18 protein-coding genes are annotated in these 19,616 nt (G+C 61.1%); 13 read left to right on the forward strand and 5 right to left on the reverse strand.

Going from position 1 to position 19,616, the window contains the following annotated elements; all coding sequences use genetic code 11:
* The first annotated feature begins 48 nt into the window (after positions 1 to 48).
* The 9 genes from BLU48_RS29505 (at position 49) to BLU48_RS29545 (ending at position 7,255) form a co-directional block, all read left to right on the forward strand.
* Entirely contained in the window at positions 49 to 771 is a 723-nt protein-coding gene (locus tag BLU48_RS29505) for a MotA/TolQ/ExbB proton channel family protein (RefSeq protein ID WP_124356358.1), read from the forward strand.
* A gap of 1 nt (position 772) precedes the next feature.
* On the forward strand, positions 773 to 1,174 hold the full coding sequence (locus BLU48_RS29510) for an ExbD/TolR family protein (protein WP_057024791.1): 402 nt from the start codon (positions 773 to 775) through the stop codon (positions 1,172 to 1,174).
* Positions 1,175 to 1,387: 213 nt separating this feature from the next.
* Positions 1,388 to 1,969: an alpha/beta hydrolase gene (locus BLU48_RS29515; RefSeq protein ID WP_057024790.1), complete on the forward strand. Its 582-nt coding sequence runs from the start codon at positions 1,388 to 1,390 to the stop codon at positions 1,967 to 1,969.
* Positions 1,970 to 2,018: 49 nt separating this feature from the next.
* The gene (locus tag BLU48_RS29520; protein WP_057024789.1) at positions 2,019 to 2,942 is read left to right on the forward strand and encodes a sigma 54-interacting transcriptional regulator; all 924 of its coding nucleotides are present in this window, start codon (positions 2,019 to 2,021) and stop codon (positions 2,940 to 2,942) included.
* A 108-nt stretch (positions 2,943 to 3,050) separates the two neighbouring features.
* Complete coding sequence (locus BLU48_RS29525) at positions 3,051 to 3,833, forward strand: MetQ/NlpA family ABC transporter substrate-binding protein (protein ID WP_043050835.1); 783 nt, start codon at positions 3,051 to 3,053, stop codon at positions 3,831 to 3,833.
* 495 nt (positions 3,834 to 4,328) lie between these two features.
* Complete coding sequence (locus BLU48_RS29530) at positions 4,329 to 4,994, forward strand: amino acid ABC transporter permease (RefSeq protein ID WP_057024788.1); 666 nt, start codon at positions 4,329 to 4,331, stop codon at positions 4,992 to 4,994.
* Complete coding sequence (locus BLU48_RS29535) at positions 4,975 to 5,634, forward strand: amino acid ABC transporter permease (RefSeq protein WP_057024787.1); 660 nt, start codon at positions 4,975 to 4,977, stop codon at positions 5,632 to 5,634. Before BLU48_RS29530 ends, BLU48_RS29535 begins: the two co-directional genes overlap by 20 nt.
* On the forward strand, positions 5,631 to 6,407 hold the full coding sequence (locus BLU48_RS29540) for an amino acid ABC transporter ATP-binding protein (RefSeq protein WP_057024786.1): 777 nt from the start codon (positions 5,631 to 5,633) through the stop codon (positions 6,405 to 6,407). Before BLU48_RS29535 ends, BLU48_RS29540 begins: the two co-directional genes overlap by 4 nt.
* The gene (locus BLU48_RS29545) at positions 6,404 to 7,255 is read left to right on the forward strand and encodes a transporter substrate-binding domain-containing protein (RefSeq protein ID WP_057024785.1); all 852 of its coding nucleotides are present in this window, start codon (positions 6,404 to 6,406) and stop codon (positions 7,253 to 7,255) included. The genes BLU48_RS29540 and BLU48_RS29545 overlap by 4 nt, the downstream gene beginning before the upstream one ends.
* A gap of 124 nt (positions 7,256 to 7,379) precedes the next feature.
* Here the strand turns inward: BLU48_RS29545 and BLU48_RS29550 are convergent, their stop codons facing one another.
* Positions 7,380 to 8,543, reverse strand: a complete 1,164-nt coding sequence (locus BLU48_RS29550; RefSeq protein WP_057024784.1) for an AAA family ATPase — start codon at positions 8,541 to 8,543, stop codon at positions 7,380 to 7,382.
* Positions 8,544 to 8,663: 120 nt separating this feature from the next.
* Here BLU48_RS29550 and BLU48_RS29555 point away from each other — a divergent pair, with 120 nt between their 5' ends.
* From BLU48_RS29555 to BLU48_RS29570, 4 genes are all read left to right on the forward strand, one after another.
* Positions 8,664 to 9,746 (forward strand): efflux RND transporter periplasmic adaptor subunit, encoded by a 1,083-nt coding sequence (locus BLU48_RS29555; protein WP_057024783.1) that lies wholly within the window; start codon positions 8,664 to 8,666, stop codon positions 9,744 to 9,746.
* Positions 9,743 to 10,813 carry an efflux RND transporter periplasmic adaptor subunit gene (locus BLU48_RS29560; RefSeq protein WP_057024782.1) on the forward strand — a complete coding sequence of 357 codons (1,071 nt, stop codon included), beginning with the start codon at positions 9,743 to 9,745 and terminating at the stop codon, positions 10,811 to 10,813. Before BLU48_RS29555 ends, BLU48_RS29560 begins: the two co-directional genes overlap by 4 nt.
* Complete coding sequence (locus BLU48_RS29565) at positions 10,810 to 13,875, forward strand: efflux RND transporter permease subunit (RefSeq protein ID WP_057024781.1); 3,066 nt, start codon at positions 10,810 to 10,812, stop codon at positions 13,873 to 13,875. The genes BLU48_RS29560 and BLU48_RS29565 overlap by 4 nt, the downstream gene beginning before the upstream one ends.
* 210 nt (positions 13,876 to 14,085) lie before the next feature.
* The gene (locus BLU48_RS29570; RefSeq protein WP_057024780.1) at positions 14,086 to 16,287 is read left to right on the forward strand and encodes a glycoside hydrolase; all 2,202 of its coding nucleotides are present in this window, start codon (positions 14,086 to 14,088) and stop codon (positions 16,285 to 16,287) included.
* A 98-nt stretch (positions 16,288 to 16,385) separates the two neighbouring features.
* On the opposite strand, the gene BLU48_RS29575 is transcribed toward BLU48_RS29570, so the two are convergent.
* The 4 genes from BLU48_RS29575 to BLU48_RS29590 are packed head-to-tail and all read right to left on the reverse strand — an operon-like array spanning position 16,386 to position 19,615.
* On the reverse strand, positions 16,386 to 17,012 hold the full coding sequence (locus tag BLU48_RS29575) for a class I SAM-dependent methyltransferase (RefSeq protein WP_057024779.1): 627 nt from the start codon (positions 17,010 to 17,012) through the stop codon (positions 16,386 to 16,388).
* 41 nt (positions 17,013 to 17,053) lie between these two features.
* Positions 17,054 to 17,698: a methionine ABC transporter permease gene (locus BLU48_RS29580; RefSeq protein ID WP_034117212.1), complete on the reverse strand. Its 645-nt coding sequence runs from the start codon at positions 17,696 to 17,698 to the stop codon at positions 17,054 to 17,056.
* Positions 17,688 to 18,803: a methionine ABC transporter ATP-binding protein gene (locus tag BLU48_RS29585; RefSeq protein ID WP_057024778.1), complete on the reverse strand. Its 1,116-nt coding sequence runs from the start codon at positions 18,801 to 18,803 to the stop codon at positions 17,688 to 17,690. The genes BLU48_RS29580 and BLU48_RS29585 overlap by 11 nt, the downstream gene beginning before the upstream one ends.
* Positions 18,800 to 19,615, reverse strand: coding sequence for a MetQ/NlpA family ABC transporter substrate-binding protein (locus BLU48_RS29590; protein ID WP_057024777.1), 816 nt, complete (start codon positions 19,613 to 19,615; stop codon positions 18,800 to 18,802). Before BLU48_RS29590 ends, BLU48_RS29585 begins: the two co-directional genes overlap by 4 nt.
* Position 19,616 lies beyond the last annotated feature (1 nt).

Consider the following 19,616-nt stretch of genomic DNA (forward strand, 5'->3'; position numbering starts at 1 on the left):
TTATTCGGCTGCGGTGTGCATGCGCCGCGACCTGCACAGAGGGAAAACATCATGGCATTAGCATCTCCACTTGAATCCATCGAAAGCGCGGTGATCTGGCTGCTGGTGGCCTTTTCGGTTGCCACCTGGGGTTTGGCCTTATTGAAGGGTGTGCAGTTCGGTCGCCTCAAGGCCCAGGATCGCAAGTTCCACAAACAGTTCTGGGCGGCGTCGAGCCTCGACTCGGCCGCTGAACTGGCCGAGACCCAACCGGGTGCGGCCGCTCGCGTAGCCCAGGCCGGTTATGCCGCCATCCAGGTGGGCGACTCCACCCACGCTGCGGATTTAAGCCAGGCGATCAACCATCAGGACCGCCTTGAACGCGCGCTGCGCCAGCAAATCGTACGTGAACGTCGCTCCCTGGAAACCGGTCTGGCGGTGGTCGCCAGTATCGGCAGCACCTCGCCGTTTATCGGCCTGTTCGGCACCGTATGGGGGATCATGGAAGCCCTGAAGGGCATCAGCGCTGCCGGGTCCGCCAGCCTGGAAACAGTGGCGGGCCCTATAGGCGCCGCGCTGGTGGCGACCGGCGTGGGGATCGCCGTCGCCGTGCCTGCGGTGCTGGTCTACAACTATTTCCTGCGCCGCCTGAAGCTGACGGCGGCAGACCTGGATGACTTTGCCCACGACTTCTACAGCCTGGCGCAGAAGCACTCGTTCCGCGTGCTGCTGCATCCGGCATTGACCAAGGCCAGCGCCGCCAGCCCGCAGAAAGTCAAGGAGGCGTCCTGAGATGGCCTTCTCCACGCAAGACAGTGATGAGGTGCTGAGCGAGATCAACGTCACGCCGCTGGTGGACGTGATGCTGGTGCTGCTGGTGGTGTTTATCGTCACCGCGCCGCTGTTGACCAATTCGATCCCGATCAACCTGCCCAAGACCCAGGCCGTGGCGCCGGTGGAGCAGAAAGACCCGCTGGTGGTGAGCATCGACGGCGCCGGCAAACTGTTTATCAACAAGCACGAAATCCAGCCGGACCTGCTGGAATTCAACCTGCAGGCGGCCAAGGCCAAGGACCCCGATGTGCGCGTGCAATTGCAGGCTGACGATGGGGTGAACTACGGCGAAGTGGCACGCGCCATGGCATCGATTGAGCGCGCGGGGATTACCAAGCTGTCGGTGATTACCGCTCGTTAGTTTCAACCCGCCGCGACAGTTTTTTGGGCCGTTTCCTTGGCAGGGTGCGGCCTTTTTTTTGCCTGAAATTTAACCTCTGCCGCCAAATCCTAATTTCAATCTCCTAAAGAGTTGAGTTTTTGGTTATTAATAAATAGCTTCTTATTCCTTAACGAATATATCCCCCGTCCCTATACTGACCAGCAACGTTAAACGCTGCAGGAGGGCACACCCATGCACAGCGAGTCGATTCGTTACCTGATCGTGCCGGGCTGGCAAGGATCGCCAGAGGATCATTGGCAAACCCATTGGCAGCACAGCCTGCCCAATAGCGCCCGCGTGGAGCAGGCTGATTGGCTGACGCCGCGCCGCGAGGACTGGGTAGCCGCACTGGCCGAGGCGATTGCCGCCGACAGCACGCCGGTGATTCTGATCGCCCATAGCCTGGGTTGCATCACCGTCGCGCACTGGGCGGCTACTGCGCCGGTGCATTGCCTGGGTCAAGTGCGCGGCGCGTTGTTGGTGGCGCCGGCGGATGTCGAACGCCCGGCCTGTGCTCCCGCTTTGCGTAACTTTGCGCCAATTCCCACCGACCTGCTGCCGTTTCCCAGCCAGGTGGTCAGCTCCGACAATGACAGCGCCGTCAGCGCCCCCCGGGCCCTGGAGCTGGCGCGCCAGTGGGGCGCCGAGGCCGGCATTTTGTCCGGCGCCGGGCATATCAATGTGAAGTCCGGCCACCGTCGATGGGAGCAAGGTTTCGCTTATCTCTATCGCCTGCAAAACCGCCTCGAGCATCATGCTCGGCGCAGTGCCTGATATTTTTTCAACGCCCCGTCCCTGAGTGGATTGGGGGCGGGAGCCTGCCATGAGTCAAGAAACCTTCGGCCAGCCGCTGCTGACCTTTCCCGACGCCGAAAAAAGCCCGCTGAGCATCCGCGCCAAGGCGCTGGTATTTGTCGACCCACGCTCACGTCAATTGCGTGAAGAGCTGGAAAGCCTCGCCCCGCGTGCCTTGCCCGTGTTGATTCGCGGTGAAACCGGTAGCGGTAAGGAGCTGCTGGCGCGACACATCCACCGTGGCAGTGATCGCACCGGCTTGTTTGTCTCGGTCAATTGCGGCGCGATCAGCCCGACTTACGCCGACGCCGAATTGTTCGGCTACACCGCCGGTAGCTACAGTGGTGCCGCCAGCAGCCGCGCTGGCTGGTTCGGCTCGGCCAATGGCGGCACCTTGTACCTGGATGAGATTGGCGACTTGCCGCTGCCGATCCAGGTGAAATTGCTCGCGGCCCTGGAAAACCACGAAGTCACCCGCGTCGGCGCCCATCAGCCAAGCCCGGTGGATGTACGCCTGGTGGCTGCCACCAGCATCGACCTGGCCCAGGCGGTGGCGGTGGGTAAATTTCATGAGCGCCTGTTTCATTACTTGAGCGAAGGCCAGTTGGAGCTGCCGGCGTTGCGTGAGCGGGTAGGGGATATTTTGTCCCTGGCCGAATATTTCCTTGGTATCTACAGCCAGCGCCTGGATCTGCCGGTGCCGCTGATCAGCGATGCCGCCCAACGTGTGCTGGAACACCACGCGTGGCCGGGCAATACCCGTGAACTGGAAAACGTCATTCACTTTGCCTTGCTGGTGAGCAGCGGTGATGAAATCCTGCCCGAGCATTTGAACTTGCCGGTGACGGGTTCACCGCTGGAGCAGGTGCGGCGGATCTATGCCAGTGCCAGCCCAGCCGAGCAGGCATTACTGCGTAAATTCCTAAATGAACAAAATGGAATATCAACGTGAATAAAAGATATTGTTCGGGAATAAAAAATCTAGGTATTGTCCCTCCCACGCCGCGATAGCACTTCGCTGGCACCCCACATAAAAACGGTCGTTATAAAAGGACACTGCATGAAAAAGGTTCTGTTGTTTACCGCACTGGCGGCTGCCCTGACTGCCGGCTTCGCCCAGGCCAACGAGAAACTGGTGGTGGCCGCCACGCCGATCCCCCATGCGGAGATCCTCGAGCTGATCAAGCCGACCCTGGCCAAAGAAGGCGTGGACCTGGAAATCAAAGTCTTTACCGACTACGTACAGCCCAATACGCAGGTTGCCGAAAAACGCCTGGATGCCAACTACTTCCAGACCCTGCCGTACCTGGAAAACTTCAACAAGGGCAAAGGCACCAACCTGGTCACCGTAGTCGGTGTGCATGTTGAACCCATCGGTGGTTACTCGAAAAAGATCAAGAAAATTGAAGATCTGAAAGACGGCGCCACCGTTGCCATCCCCAACGAAGGCTCCAACAGTGGCCGTGCCCTGCTGCTGCTGCAAAAGAACGGTCTGATTACGCTCAAAGACCCGACCAACGCCTTGTCCACGCCAAAAGACATCAAGGAAAACCCCAAGCACCTGAAATTCAAGGAGCTGGAGTCGGCCTTGCTGCCACGGGTGCTCGACCAGGTTGACCTGGATGTGATCAACACCAACTACGCCCTGGAAGCGGGCCTGAACCCGGCCAAGGACGCGTTGATCATCGAAGACGCCAAGTCGCCGTACGTGAACTTCCTGGTGGCGCGTCCGGACAACAAGGACAGCGATGCAATCCAGAAACTGTCCAAGGCCCTGACCAGCCCGGAAGTCAAAGCCTTCATCGAGAAGAAGTACAACGGCGCAGTGGTGCCGGCGTTCTGATGTAGCTCAAAACCCCCTTCAAGGTTTGAACGCCGACGGCTACTACAGCGTCGGCGTTTTTTTATGTCTGAACCTTGGAATGCGGTTAAAGGTGAGGCTTGCTCCCGATAGCAGTGGTTCGGTCAGTGCATCTGTGACTGACATACCGCTATTGGGAGTAAGCCCCCTCCCACATTTGATCTCCATCTCATATTTGATCTTCAGTGTGTCAGAGCGTGCGGCTCTCAATCGCACGGCGCAACGCCACCAACCATTTCACCAGATCCTGCGGATCAATCGGTTTTGCTTCGTTCATCGTTCATTCCCTCGAAACACAGACCCCTGCAACCATAGTTCGCACCCGAACTCCGGGGTTATCTTTTTGGGTGATATCCATATGCTATTTAGGTATTTAAATTTTACTTTTTATAGCTTTAAAGTTCGCGCTACCCGACGTTATCCCTGTCGGAACGGACTGCGCTCGCTGCATTACCCCTGCGGCGTCATGGACTCACGATGACCTTCGATTTCGCTTTTATCCTCAGCACCCTGCCTGCCTTCCTGCAAGCCGTGGGCGTGACGCTGCAAGTGGGCCTGATCGCCATTGGCACCTCGTTGCTGATAGCGCTGATCAACGCGGCGCTGCTGGTGTTTCGCACGCCATACCTGTCGCGCCTGGTGGCGTTGTATGTGGAGCTGGCGCGTAATACGCCGCTGCTGATCCAGCTGTTCTTCGTGTACTTCGCGTTGCCGGCCCTGGGCGTGAATATCTCCGGGTTCTGGGCGGCGATCATCACCATGACCTTTCTTGGCGGTGCCTACCTCACCGAAGTGCTGCGCGCCGGGGTGGAAGCGGTGCCGCTGGCGCAGATCGAGTCGGGCAAGTCCATTGGCCTGTCCGATTGGCAGCTGCTGCGCCACGTGATCCTGCCCCAGGCCGGCATTCTCAGCCTGCCGGCGTTGTTCGCCAACTTCATTTTCCTGCTCAAGGAGACCACTGTAGTTTCCGCCGTGGCGGTGCCGGAGATTCTCTACACCACCAAGAGCTATATCGCCCTTTACTACAAGACCTACGAAATGCTCGCCGTGCTGACGCTGATCTGCGTACTGCTGTTTTTGCCGCTGTCGCTGCTGCTCAGCCGCCTGGAAAGGAGGCTCCAGCATGGCCAGTTCGGGTCTTGAGTTGTTGTGGGTGTCGTTGCCGCAACTGGGCAAGGGCGCGGCGCAAACCCTGTCGATTTCGTTGCTGAGCATCGCGTTCAGCACGCTGGGCGGCGTGTTGTACGGCGTGCTGCGCACCTTGGGTAACCGCTTGGTCAACGTGGTGCTGCGGGTCTACCTGGAGCTGTTCCGCGCGATTCCGGTATTGGTGTGGTTGTACCTGTTGTTTTTTGGCCTACCGATTTTCTTTGGCCTGAGCATCCCCAGCTTCTGGTGTGCGGTACTGGTGCTGTCGTTGTGGGGTGCCAGCGAGGTGGGTGAAGTGGTACGTGGCGCGTTGCATTCGCTGCCCCGTGGCCAGCGCGAGGCGGGCTTGTCGATTGGCCTGTCCGACCCGCAGTTGTACGGCTATGTGCTGCTGCCCCAGGCCCTCAAGCGCATGACCCCGCCGACCATAAACGTTTACACACGCATCATCAAGACCAGCTCCCTGGCGGTGCTGATCGGTGTGGTGGATGTGATCAAGGTCGGCCAGCAAATCATCGAGCGTACCTACGAATCGGTACTGATCTACGGCGCGCTGTTCCTGTTTTTCTTCTTTATCTGCTACCCGTTGTCGGCCGCCTCCAAGGTGCTGGAACGGCGCTGGGCCCAAGCATGAGCGCATTGATCGAGTTCCAGGGTTTCAACAAATTCTTCGGCGAACAGCAGGTGCTCAAGGGCATCGACCTGAGTGTGCAAAGCGGCGAAGTGGTGGTGATCCTCGGCCCCAGCGGCTGTGGCAAAAGCACCTTGCTGCGTTGTCTCAACGGGCTGGAAGTCGCACACAGCGGCAGCCTGCGTTTCGCCGGCAACGAGCTTTTGAACAAAAGCACCGATTGGCGACAGGTGCGCCAGGACATCGGCATGGTGTTCCAGAGCTACCACTTGTTCCCGCACATGAGTGTGCTCGACAACATCCTGCTCGGCCCGTTGAAGGTGCAAAAGCGCGACCCCCGCGAGGCCCGTGAGCAGGCGCAGAAACTGCTGGAGCGCGTAGGCCTGGCCGACAAGCGCGACGCCTTCCCGCGCCAGCTCTCTGGCGGCCAGCAGCAGCGCATCGCCATTGTTCGCTCGTTGTGCATGAACCCGCAGGTCATGTTGTTTGACGAAGTCACTGCGGCCCTCGACCCGGAGATGGTCAAGGAAGTGCTGGAAGTGATCCAGGACCTGGCCCGCGATGGCATGACCCTGCTGATCGTCACCCATGAAATGGCCTTCGCCCGCGCCGTCGCCGACCGCGTGGTGTTCATGGAGGCCGGCCGTATCCTCGAACTCAACACCCCCGAGGCATTCTTTACGAACCCGCAGACCGCACGCGCGCAGCAGTTCCTGGAGAAGTTCTCCTTTGTTTCAACACTGCCCAAGAAGATCAAGGAACTGGAGCTGATATGAAAAAGTTACTGCTGCCGCTGTTTGCCGTCGCCTTACTGGCCGGCTGCGATAAAAAGGCCGAAGAGCCTGTCAAACCTGTTGCTGCTGCGAGCTATATCGACAAGATCAAGGCACGGGACAAGCTGATCGTCGGCGTGTTTACCGACAAGCCACCGTTTGGCTTTGTCGATGAAGCCGGGCGCTATATCGGCTTCGATACCGACATCGGCCGCCAATTCGCCAAGGACCTGCTGGGCGACGAAAACAAGGTTGAATTCGTGGCCGTGGAACCGGCCAGCCGCATTCCGTTCCTGCAAAGCGACAAGGTCGACTTGATCCTCGCCAACATGACCGTGACGCCTGAACGCAAGGAAGCGGTGGACTTCACCAACCCCAACCTGAAAGTCGCGGTACAGGCCCTGGTGCCCAATGACAGTTCGGTCAAAAACCTGGCTGACCTGGCGACCCGTACCACTATCGTGACTACCGGCACCACCGCCGACATCTGGCTGACCAAGAACCACCCGGACTGGAAGCTGCTCAAGTTCGAGAAAAATTCCGAGTCGTTGCAAGCGCTGTCGGCGGGGCGTGGTGATGCCTATGCACAAGACAACCTGGTGCTGTTCAGCTGGGCCAAGCAGAACCCGGGCTACCGCGTGCTGGAAGAAAAACTCGGCGATGAAGCGCCGATTGCCCCGGCGGTGAAGAAGGGCAATATCGAACTGCGCGACTGGGTGAATGCCGAGTTGGCGAAGTTGGGTGAGGAGAAGTTCCTGCTCAAGCTGTATGACCAATACGTGCGCAAAGAGCTGAGCGATGACACCAAACCTGAAAGTGTGATTGTTGAAGGCGGGAAGTGGCAGGGCTGATCTCTGGACTTTGTGTTGGCTGTCCTGGCCTCATCGGGGGCAAGCCCCCTCCCACATTTGAATGCATTCACAGTTCAAAAGGTGGGAGGGGGCTTGCCCCCGATGAGGCCAGCACAGCCACCGCCTACTCCGGCCAATGCCAAGCCGGCCCATCCAACATCCCCTGCCCGACGATCCGCGTCTCGCCCATCACCTTCTCCAGCACAATCGAATTACACCCCTCATCCTGCTGCAACGCCGCAATCAAGCGGCTGGCGTGGGACACCACCCACACCTGGCAATGAGCCGACGCCTGGACAATCAAGCGCGCCAACGCCGGCAGCAGATCCGGATGCAGGCTGGTCTCGGGTTCGTTCAGCACCATCATGGTCGGTGGCCGTGGCGTCAGCAGCGCGGCGATCAGCAGCAGATAGCGCAAGGTGCCATCCGACAACTCTGCCGCCGACAAGGGGCGCAGCAGGCCTTCCTGATAAAACTCAATTGCAAACCGCCCGCCCTGCAAGGGTTGGATATTCAGGCGTGCGCCCGGGAATGCATCGCTGACGGCGTGCTGCAATGCCTCGGCGTCGCCCACTTCGCGAATGGTCTGCAACGCTGCGGCCAGATCCCGACCGTCGTGATGTAACACCGGTGTGCGGGTGCCCAATTGGGGTTGGCGCACCGGCGCATCCACATCACTGCGAAAGTGATCATAAAAACGCCAGCCACGGATACTCTCGCGTAGCAGCAACACTTCCGGCGAGCCACGCAGATTGCCCACCTGATCGAACAGGCTGTGATAGTTGGGTGTGTGCTGGGCCAGTACATCCCAGGCGCGGCCGTCACGCGCCCGCACCATTGGCCCGGAACGCTGGACCAGCAGGCTGGCCGGGCGGTAGAGGGGGCCGGCCCAGATACATTCCTTTTTGATTTCCGGGTCCAGTTTGAATTCGCTGCCGGGAACCGGGATGGGCAGGCCCAGGGAGATGGCGTAGCTGAAATCCTCCCCGGCAAACCCCAGGCGCAGGCGTTTGACGCCTTGGGCCGCGGTGGCCTCCACCGGCACTTCGCCGCTGCGCATACGCCGAGTGATGGTTTCCGGCCCGGCCCAGAAGGTCGAGTCCAGCCCACCCTCACGGGCCAGAGCGTTGATGACCCCGCCTTGGGCGGTTTCGGCCAGCAGGCGCAGGGCCCGATACAGGTTGGACTTGCCGCTGCCATTGGGCCCGGTCACCAGGTTCAGCCGGTCCAGGGGCACTGCCAATTTGTTGATCGAGCGGTAATTGGCCACCGCGAGGGTTTTCAGCATGTGTATTTAGCCGGCATGGGAACCATTGGAGTATGGGATCCTCCATGCAGATAAGGAACCCTGATCTAAGCTCACAGTCGCATACACACTTGCACCTCGCGTCGCGCAAAAGGAGCCTGCATGGGCGGTCGCACTTCGACATTTATTTTCAGCCTTGGCCTCCTGGCGCTATTGAGCGGCTGTGGCCAAGACAAAGCCGAGCCCAAGCAGCATTCCCGGGTGTTTGTACAAACTGTACAGTCGGCGGATTTCGCCGCAGCGGTAACACTCACCGGGGATATCCAGGCGCGGGTACAGACCGACCTGTCCTTTCGCGTGGGCGGCAAGATCATCCAGCGCATGGTGGATGTGGGCGACCGCGTAAGCGCCAAGCAAGTGCTGGCCAAGCTCGATCCCAAGGATCTGCAGACCAATGTCGATTCCGCCCAGGCCCAGGTCGTGGCCGAACAGGCGCGGGTCAAGCAGACTGCTGCCGCCTTTGTGCGCCAGGAAAAACTCTTGCCCAAGGGCTACACCAGTCGCAGCGAATACGACGCCGCCCAGGCTGCGTTGCGCAGCAGCCAAAGCGCCCTGGCCGCTGCCCAGGCGCAACTGGCCAATGCCCGCGAACAGTTGGGCTACACCGCGTTGGTCGCCGATGCGCCGGGGGTTATCACTGCGCGCCAGGCCGAAGTCGGCCAGGTGGTACAAGCCACGGTGCCGATCTTCAGCCTGGCCCGGGATGGTGAGCGTGATGCGGTGTTCAACGTCTATGAATCGCTGCTGGTGGAGCCACCATCGGATGCGCCGATCACCGTCAGCCTGCTGGATAACCCAAGCATCAAGGCCGTGGGCAAGGTCCGTGAAGTGACCCCTGCCGTGGCCGCCAATACCGGCACCCTCCAAGTGAAGATTGCCCTGCAAAGCCTGCCCAAGGGTATGGAGCTGGGGTCGGTGGTGAGTGCCACAGCCAATGGCCCGGCCAAGGCCAGCATCGAGCTGCCTTGGGCCGCGTTGACCAAAGACCTCAGCGAACCCGCCGTGTGGCTGATTGACGGCGACGGCAAGGCGCAGCTGCACAAGGTCACGGTGGCGCGCTACCTCACCGGCAAAGTGATCATTGATGACGGTCTCAAGGGCGGGGAAAAAGTCGTGGTGGCCGGTGGTCAATTGCTGCACCCCGGCATGCAGGTCGAGATCGCCCAACCGGGAGCCCAGCCATGAAGCGCCTGACGGTTGTACTCGCTGCCAGCCTGGTGCTGGTGGCCTGCTCCAAGGAAGAAGCCCCGCCTGAACCAGTGCGCCCGGTGCTGTCCATGGAAGTGAAGGCTGAAGACCAGGAACAACTCGGCCGCTTCGCCGGCACCATCCAGGCCCGCTACGAAAGCAACCTGGGGTTCCGTGTGTCGGGCCGCATCGCGCGCCGCGCCGTGGATGTGGGCGCCGAAGTGGAGAAGGGCGCCTTGCTTGCCGTGCTCGACCCCACCGACCAGCAGAACCAATTGCGCGCCGCCCAGGGCGACCTGGCCCGCGTGCAGGCGCAGTTCATCAATGCCCAGGCCAATGCGCGCCGCCAACAAGAGCTGTTCAATCGGGGCGTGGGCGCCCAGGCCCAGCTGGACGTAGCCCAGACCGACCTGAAAACCACTCAGGCGACCCTCGACCAGGCCCGTGCTTCGGTCAACCAGGCCAAGGACCAACTCAACTACGCCGAGCTGCGCACCGACCACGCCGGCATCGTCACCGCCTGGAATGCCGAGGCCGGCCAGGTGGTCAGTGCCGGCCAGCAGGTGGTGACCCTGGCGCGCCCGGATATCAAGGAAGCGGTGATCGACCTGCCCACTGGCCTGGCCGAGCGCCTGCCGGCGGATGTGGTGTTCCTGGTTGCCGGGCAACTGGACCCCAGCGTGCATACCACCGCCGTCGTGCGCGAGATTGAACCCCAGGCCCAAAGCGCCACGCGCACTCGCCGCGCACGCCTGAGCCTGGCCGAAACACCGCCCGCGTTCCGCCTCGGCACGGCGATCAGCGTGACCCTGAGCTCTGCCATCGCTCCACGCATCGAACTGCCCCTGAGCGCCCTGCAGGAAGGCGACGGCAAGACCCGCATCTGGTTGCTCGATACCCAGAGCCAGACTGTGCAGCCCCGCGAGGTCAGCGTCCTTAGCCGCAGCGCCAACAGCGTCTTGCTCAACGGCAGCGTCAAACCCGGCGAGCGCATTGTCATCGCTGGCGTGAACAGCCTGGAGCCTGGGCAGAAAGTCAAAATCGACGAGGACAGCCCGCGATGAAAGGGAGCTTCAACTTATCCGACTGGGCCCTCAAGCATCAGTCCTTCGTCTGGTACCTGATGTTCGTCGCGCTGCTGATGGGCGTGTTTTCGTACATGAACCTGGGCCGTGAGGAAGACCCGTCGTTCACCATCAAGACCATGGTCATCCAGACCCGCTGGCCGGGTGCGACCCAGGAAGAAACGCTCAAGCAAGTCACTGACCGCATCGAGAAAAAACTCGAAGAACTGGACTCCCTCGACTACGTGAAAAGCTACACCCGGCCCGGCGAGTCCACGGTGTTCGTGTTCCTCAAGGACACCACCAGCGCCAATGCCATTCCTGACATCTGGTACCAGGTGCGCAAGAAGATTGATGACATCCGCGGCACCTTCCCCCAGGGCTTGCAGGGACCATCGTTCAACGATGAGTTTGGTGATGTATTTGGCTCGGTGTATGCCTTTACCGGTGACGGTCTGTCGATGCGCCAGTTGCGCGACTACGTGGAGCAGGTGCGCGCCGAGATCCGCTCTGTGCCGGGGCTGGGCAAGGTCGAGATGATCGGCCAGCAGGACGAAGTGATCTATCTGAATTTCTCCACGCGCAAACTTGCCGCATTGGGCATCGACCAGCGCCAGGTCGTGCAAAGCCTGCAATCGCAGAACGCCGTGACCCCGGCCGGGGTGATCGAGGCCGGGCCGGAGCGCATATCGGTGCGCACCTCAGGGCAGTTCGCCTCGGAGAAGGACCTGGCTAACGTCAACCTGCGCCTCAATGACCGTTTCTATCGGTTGGCGGATATCGCCGACATCAGCCGTGGCTACGTCGACCCGGCGCGGCCAATGTTCCGCTTCAACGGCAAGCCAGCCATCGGCTTGGCCATTGCGATGCAGAAGGGCGGCAATATCCAGTCGTTCGGCAAGGCCCTGCACCAGCGCATGGACGAGCTGACCGCCGACCTGCCGGTGGGCGTTGGTGTGCACAAGGTTTCTGATCAGGCCGAGGTGGTGGAAGAGGCCGTCGGCGGCTTTACCAGCGCGCTGTTCGAGGCGGTGATCATCGTGCTGGTGGTGAGTTTTATCAGCCTGGGCATGCGTGCCGGCCTGGTGGTGGCGTGCTCGATTCCGCTGGTGCTGGCGCTGGTGTTCGTGTTCATGGAATACAGCGGCATCACCATGCAGCGTGTGTCGCTCGGCGCGTTGATCATCGCCCTCGGCCTGTTGGTGGACGATGCGATGATCACCGTCGAGATGATGATCACGCGCCTGGAAAAAGGCGAAACCAAGGAGCAGGCGGCGACCTACGCCTACACCTCCACCGCGTTCCCGATGCTTACCGGTACCCTGGTGACCGTGGCCGGTTTTGTGCCGATTGGCCTCAACGCCAGTTCGGCGGGCGAGTACACCTTTACCCTGTTCGCGGTGATCGCCGTGGCGATGCTGGTGTCGTGGGTGGTGGCGGTGCTGTTTGCGCCGGTGATTGGCGTGCATATCCTCAGTACCAATGTGAAACCGCACAGTGCCGAGCCAGGGCGCATCGGCCGCGCCTTCAATGGCGGCATGTTGTGGGCCATGCGCAACCGTTGGTGGGCCATCGGTATCACTGTGGGCCTGTTTGCGGCCTCGGTGTTTTCCATGCAGTTTGTGCAGAACCAGTTCTTCCCGTCATCGGATCGCCCGGAAATCCTGGTTGATTTGAACCTGCCGCAAAACGCCTCGATCAACGAGACACGCAAGGCTGTCGACCGCCTTGAAGCGATCATCAAGGACGATCCGGATATCACCCGCTGGAGCACCTATATCGGCCAGGGTGCGATCCGTTTCTACCTGCCGTTGGACCAGCAGTTGGAAAACCCGTATTACGCGCAGTTGGTGATTGTCAGCAAGGGCCTGGAAGAACGTGGTGCGTTGATCGCCCGCTTGCAACAGCGCCTGCGCGATGACTTTGTCGGTATCGGTAGCTACGTGCAGCCACTGGAAATGGGCCCGCCGGTGGGGCGGCCGATCCAGTACCGCGTGTCCGGCAAAGACATCGACCAGGTGCGCAAGCATGCTATCGAACTGGCGACCTTGCTCGACCAGAACACCCACCTGGGCGAGATCATCTACGACTGGAACGAGCCGGGCAAAGTCCTGCGGGTCGACATTGCCCAGGACAAGGCGCGGCAACTGGGGCTGTCGTCGGAAGACGTGGCGCAGTTGATGAACAGCGTGGTCAGCGGCGCATCGGTGACCCAGGTGCACGACGATATCTACCTGATCAACGTGGTCGGCCGCGCCGAAGATGCCGAGCGTGGCACCCCGGAAACCTTGCAGAACCTGCAGATCGTCACGCCCAACGGCACCTCGATTCCGCTGCTGGCATTCGCCACCGTGCGTTACGAGCTGGAGCAACCGCTGGTATGGCGCCGCGACCGCAAGCCGACCATTACCATCAAGGCTGCGGTGCGCGATGAGATGCAGCCCACGGATCTGGTCAAGCAGCTGGCGCCGACCATCGAGAAATTCGGCGCTGATTTGCCGGTGGGCTACAAAGTCGCCACCGGCGGCACCGTGGAAGAAAGCGGCAAGGCCCAGGGGCCTATCGCCAAGGTGGTGCCGTTGATGCTGTTCCTGATGGCCACCTTCTTGATGATCCAATTGCACAGCGTGCAGAAGATGTTCCTGGTGGCGAGTGTCGCGCCGCTGGGGCTGATTGGCGTGGTGCTGGCGTTGATTCCCACGGGCACGCCCATGGGCTTTGTGGCGATCCTGGGTATCCTGGCGCTGATCGGTATCATCATCCGTAACTCGGTGATTCTGGTCACGCAGATCCACGAATATGAGGAGGCCGGCTACACGCCGTGGGATGCGGTGGTGGAAGCCACTGAACACCGGCGCCGGCCGATCCTGCTCACGGCCGCTGCGGCGAGCCTGGGCATGATCCCCATCGCCCGCGAAGTGTTCTGGGGGCCGATGGCCTACGCGATGATCGGCGGGATTATCATTGCCACCTTGCTGACGCTGCTGTTTTTACCGGCGCTGTATGTGGCCTGGTACAAGATCCGTGAGCCAAAGCAAGAACAACAGAAAAAACACGGTTAAGAAATGTGGGAGGGGGCTTGCTCCCGATGGCGTTGGTTCAGTCAGTGCGGCTGTGCCTGGCCCACCGCCATCGGGAGCAAGCCCCCTCCCACATTTTGATCTTCATGGCACTTGGAACTGTGGGAAGCTTCCGAAAAGCCCGCTTGCGGTCCCGGCCGAGCGCTGCATGGCTTACCCTCTCGACCTCACCCTTCACCCAGGTCGATCCCTATGCCTTGCCTGCGCTCCACCGTGCTGCTCTGTGCGCTCCTGTTGTCGCCGCCGACCTTTGCCGCCACCGTGCTCGAAAACACCCTTTGGCGCATCGAGCTCGACCCTGCCACCCTGGCCCTGCGCGTGACGCCATCAGGCCAGGCCTCGGTGAACGTCTCCAGCGGCATCACTGCCCATAGCGTCAGCCAAGTGCAGAACAGCTCCGACCAGGCCAGCTGGCAATGGGACAGCGGCGCCTATCGCCTGACCGCGCGCCTTGAACAGCGCGACCTGGCCTTGACCATCAACGCCAGTCAGCCTGGCGAGTTGCCGCTGCTGCGCCAGCCCGCCTCCGCCATGGGCCAAGGCTTGCTCTGGCCCTTGGCCGAAGGGCATTACGTACCCGCCGGCAATGCCATATGGCAGGCTTTCCTGCTGGAGCAGGGCGCGCTCAATACCACCCAGGACCTGAGCCTGCCGTTATGGGGCATGGATCATGGCGCCTTTACGCTTAACTGGCTGTTGACCAACCCCTACAACAACCGCCTCCAATGGCAGGCGGACGGCAAAGGCCTGGCGCTGTCCCTGGCCCATGAGTTCACCACGCTGGATCCCAGCGCACCGATGACGTTACGCCTGCACCTGGGCGACGCCAACCCCTTGGCCGGGGCCATGCGCTACCGCCAGTGGCTGGTAGAGCAGGGCAAATATGAGCCGTTGGCGGACAAGCTGCGCCAGACCCCCGAGGCCGAAAAACTGGTGGGTGCCAGCCATGCCTACCTGTGGGGCAATGACCTGCTGGCGCTGGACGATGTGCGTGATTGGCCGAAGTTGGTCGAGCGGCTGCGCGGTCATGCGCTTGCTGCCCTGTTGGATAAGGAAGCGGCCAAGGTGCTGGCGCAGACCACGGCGTTGAGTCGTTATGAGCAGGCGGCGCTGTTGCGTGGCCTTAACGCCGCAATCAACAAGCAGGCGCGCCAGGCGTGGCAAGTCGAGGAGCCGGACATGACGCGACTCGCCGCCCGCTATGGTGAACTGCGCCAGGAGCTGGCGACAGCATTCGCCGGAGCCTTGGGCGGCAGCCCTGAAACCTGGGGCAGCAAGACTATCCAAGGCCTGCGCGATGCCGCCCTGCCTCGTCTGCTGTTGACCCTGGGCGAAGGCTGGGAAGGCGGCCTCTGGCATCCCGAAGCGATTCGCGCAGGTGTCGACGCGGGATTCCTGATCGCGCCCTACGATTCCTACGAAACCGCTTTGTCCGCGGCCGAGAACCCGGACTGGACTACGGCCCACCAGGGCGACCAGGCTTACCGCAACTGCGCAATCATGCTCAAGGACGGCAAGTTGAAAACCGGCTTCCAGCAGTCCGGCCACTACACCGACCCCCGCTGCGTGCGGCCGTTACTGGAGGCGCGGGTGCGGGCCGTGCAGGCCAAGGCCGGCTTCAACGCCTGGTTCCTCGACGCCTATGCCACCGGCATGCTGTTCGACAGCTACCGGGACGGCGCGTCCATGACCCAGGCGCAAAACGCCGCGGGCAATATCGATGCGTCCCGCTGGCTCAACAGCGTGCTCAAGGTACCGGCCGGCTCCGAAGACGGCAACGCCACTACTGCCCAGGGCATTCTGTTTGCCCACGGTATGCAGACGCCGGTCATAGGCTGGGGAGATCGGCAGATGACCCAGGACAAGCAGTCGCCCCACTACCTGGGCAACTGGTTCCCGCCGGAACAACCGACAACGTTCTTCAAGCCGGTGCCGTTGAAAGAACCGTTTCGCACGCTGTATTTCGAGCCGAGCATGCGCCTGCCCTTGTACCAGGCGGTGTTCCACGGTTCAGTGATCACCACCCATCACTGGATGTTCGATAACCTCAAGTTGAGCAATGTGCGGGTTGAGAACGAGTTGACCCAACTGCTCTATAACGTGCCGCCGTTGTATCACCTGAGTGCTGCAACGCTTAAAGAGCGCTTGCCGCTGATTCAACGCCAGGACCGGTTTTTCCGACCGCTGCATCAACGCTTGGCGACCCAGGCGATGACGGATTTTCGCTGGCTGACAGCGGACAAACAGCTGCAGCAAACCACCTTTACCGATGGGACGCGGTTGGTGGCGAATTTTTCGGCCATGGAAAAAGAAGGGTATGCCGGGCGCAGTGTCACAGCGCTGGTGGAAGGTGAAAAACCGGCGGTGTATCAGGTAGATCAGCAACGCCATTGAGACCATCGGGAGCAAGCTCCCTCCCACATTTAAATGTGGGAGGGGCGGTGCGACGGTTCGACTTGCCCCCGATAGCGTCAGACCAGGCAATAAATCACTTAAGACCGTCGCCACACACTCGCCAACCAAGGCTGCTGCTCACGAGGCAACCCGGCCGGGCGGTAGTAATGCTCCAGCTCTTCAAACCCCGCCTCAGCCAGCAATGCCCGCCATGCCTCCAGGTCGTGATAGGACCCATACCGCGGCCCATTCCAACCTTCCTGGTTGTCACCCCTGGGGTTGGAACTGAACAACACGCCGCCGGGCTTCAGCGTGCCATGCAGTTGCTTGAGAACCCGTGGCAGTTCCTGCTTGGGAATATGAAACAGCACCGCGTTGGCAAACACCCCATCGAAGCGTTGGGCGGGCAGGTCCAGCTTGAGAAAATCCTGCTGCAACACTTCGCAGCCACTGTCGTCCCGCGCCATCTGCGCGAAACGCTCGGAGCCATCCAGCCCCACGGCGATATGCCCCATGCGCGTAAAAGTCTGCAAATCCCGCCCCGGCCCGCAGCCGAAATCAAGTACGGTAAACGGCGGCGTGCCCTGGATATGCCGCAGCAGCGCGTCGATGTTCTGGCTCACATCGTGATCGCGGGTGCCTTCGCGGAAGTCTTCGGCCACCTTGTTGTAATGGCCGAGGGTGGTGGCGGTGATCTGGTTGAGGTCGTCGGGTTCGAGTTTCATGACATGGCGCACGGCTGCGGCTGAGGTTGGTGAACTATACCTCAGCGCTTGTTCAACACCCGCGCCAATCGATCACCACCCAACTGGATCACCGCCACCAGGACCACCAACAGCACAATCACCGTCAGCATGATCTGCGTATCGAAGCGCTGGTAGCCATAACGATAGGCAATGTCGCCCAAGCCACCGGCGCCAATTGCCCCGGCCATCGCCGATGAGTTGATCATGGTCACCAGGGTGATGGTGAAGCCGCCGACGATCCCCGGCAGCGCTTCCGGCAACAGCACGTGCCAGATGATGTGCCAGCGTCGGCAACCCATGGCCTGCGCGGCTTCGATCAGGCCGTGGTCGACTTCGCGCAGGCTGACTTCGGCGATGCGTGCAAAGAACGGCGTGGCGGCGATAGTCAGCGGCACCACGGCTGCCCACACGCCATAGGTGGTGCCGACGATCAGCCGGGTAAAGGGGATCAGCGCCACCATCAGAATCAGGAACGGAATGGAGCGGAACAAGTTCACGAACGCCCCCAGCACGCGGTTCAGGGCTGGCGCCTGATAGATGCCGCCCTTGTCGCTGGTGACCAGGAACACCGCCAGGGGAATCCCTACCAGCAAGGCGATCAGCGATGACACGCCGACCATTAACAGAGTGTCGATGGCGCCCTGCACTAAACGATCAAACCACATAACCCAGCACCTCCACCTGTTGCGCCCAATTGCTGGCGCGGTTGCGCAGTTCTTCGGCGTTGTGCGGCGAGCCATTCACCGCCAGCAGCAATTGCCCCAGGGCGTGCCCCTGGATGCGCTCCACGCCGCCTTGCAACAAGCGCACGCGCCCGCCGAGGGCGCTGAACAGAGCGGCGAGGTCCGGCTCATCACTATCGCTGCCTGTGAACTGCAAGCGCAGCACCAGCGCCGCGCCCGCCGAGGATTGTGTGGGTTGCAGGCGGCTTTGTAATTCAGGCGGCAAGCCGTGTTGCAGCGGTGCGAGCAGGGTCTTGCTGACCTCATGCATGGGGTTGCCGAACACTTGCCACACCGGCCCTTGCTCGACGATTCGCCCGTGTTCCAGCACCACCACGCGGTCGCAGATTTCGCGGATTACCGCCATCTCGTGGGTGATCAGCACGATGGTCAGGCCCAGGCGTTGGTTGATCTCGCGCAGCAGGCCGAGGATCGATTGGGTGGTTTCCGGGTCGAGGGCCGAGGTGGCTTCGTCGCACAGCAGAATCTCGGGGTCGTGCACCAGCGCGCGGGCAATGCCAACGCGCTGTTTTTGCCCGCCAGAGAGCTGCGCCGGATAGGCGGTGTGCTTGTCCTGCAAACCCACCAGTTCCAACAGCTCACGCACCTTTTGCTCACGTTGGGGCTTGGGTACGCCGGCAACCTTGAGCGGCAACTCGACGTTCTGCCACACGGTCTTGGCCGACATCAGGTTGAAGTGCTGGAAGATCATGCCGATGCGCCGCCGCAGCGCCACCAGGTGGTCTTCGTCGAAGCCGCCGATGTCGACTTGATCAATCAGCACCCGCCCACTGCTGGGTTGCTCCAGGCGGTTGATGGTGCGGATCAGCGATGACTTGCCGGCGCCGCTGCGGCCGATGATGCCGAACACTTCGCCACGCTGGATCGCCAGGTCGATGCCTTGCAGGGCGTGTACCGTGCCGTCGTAGGTCTTGCCCAGGTTGATAAAACGCACATGGGCACGGTTGAGGTCCGGATGCAGTTCAGTCTGCTCGGCGTCCCTGGGCGCATGGCCCAGGTCACGCAGTTGGGCGTTGGCGGCGGTCATTTTTTATCTTCCCAACCGACTTGGTAGAGCTTGCCGAGGGATTTATCCAGCGCCGCACGCACCACTGGCGAGTGCTGGTAGATGTCGACGAACTTGATTACCCGAGGGTCGGTTTTGCTCTTGGGTTGGATGACGAACTGGATCACGTATTCCGGATGGTCGAGGCCGTCAAATAGCAGCGCCGACTCTGCATCGAAGGTCTTTGACAGGCGGATATACGCGGGATATCCCTGCACCAGGTCGGCATCGTCATAGGCGCGCACCAGTTGTACGGCTTCCACTTGCAGGATCTTGATCTTCTTCGGGTTGCTGACGATATCTTCTTCGGTGGCCTTGTAGCCCACCCCCGGCTTGAGCGTGATCAACCCGGCCTTGGCCAGCAGTTGCAGGCCGCGCCCGCTGTTGATCGGGTCGTTGGCAATCGCCACGCTGGCGCCCTCGGGCAGATCGTTAATGCTTTTGTACTTTTTCGAGTACAGCCCGATGTTATTGATGATGCCCGGCGCATAGGGCACCAGGTCAAAGCCGGCGGCGGCCTTGGCGTTTTCCAGGAAGGGGATGTGCTGGAAGTAGTTCACGTCGATATCGCCTGCCGCCAGGCTGACGTTGGGAGCGATCCAGTCGGTGAACTCCACCAGCTCGACTTTCAGGCCTTGTTTGCCGGCCTCTTCTACGGCCGCTTCCAGGGGAATGGCGAAGGCGGCGGTGGTGCCGATTTTCAGTGGCGCATCGGCGCCGAATACTACCGAGCTGAACAACCCGAAGGCCAGGGCCAGTGCTTTGACTGGGTGGGTGAGCAGTATCTTTTTCATA

Origin of the sequence: Pseudomonas synxantha (assembly GCF_900105675.1) — a bacterium.
In the GTDB taxonomy this organism is placed as follows: Bacteria; Pseudomonadota; Gammaproteobacteria; order Pseudomonadales; family Pseudomonadaceae; genus Aquipseudomonas; species Aquipseudomonas synxantha.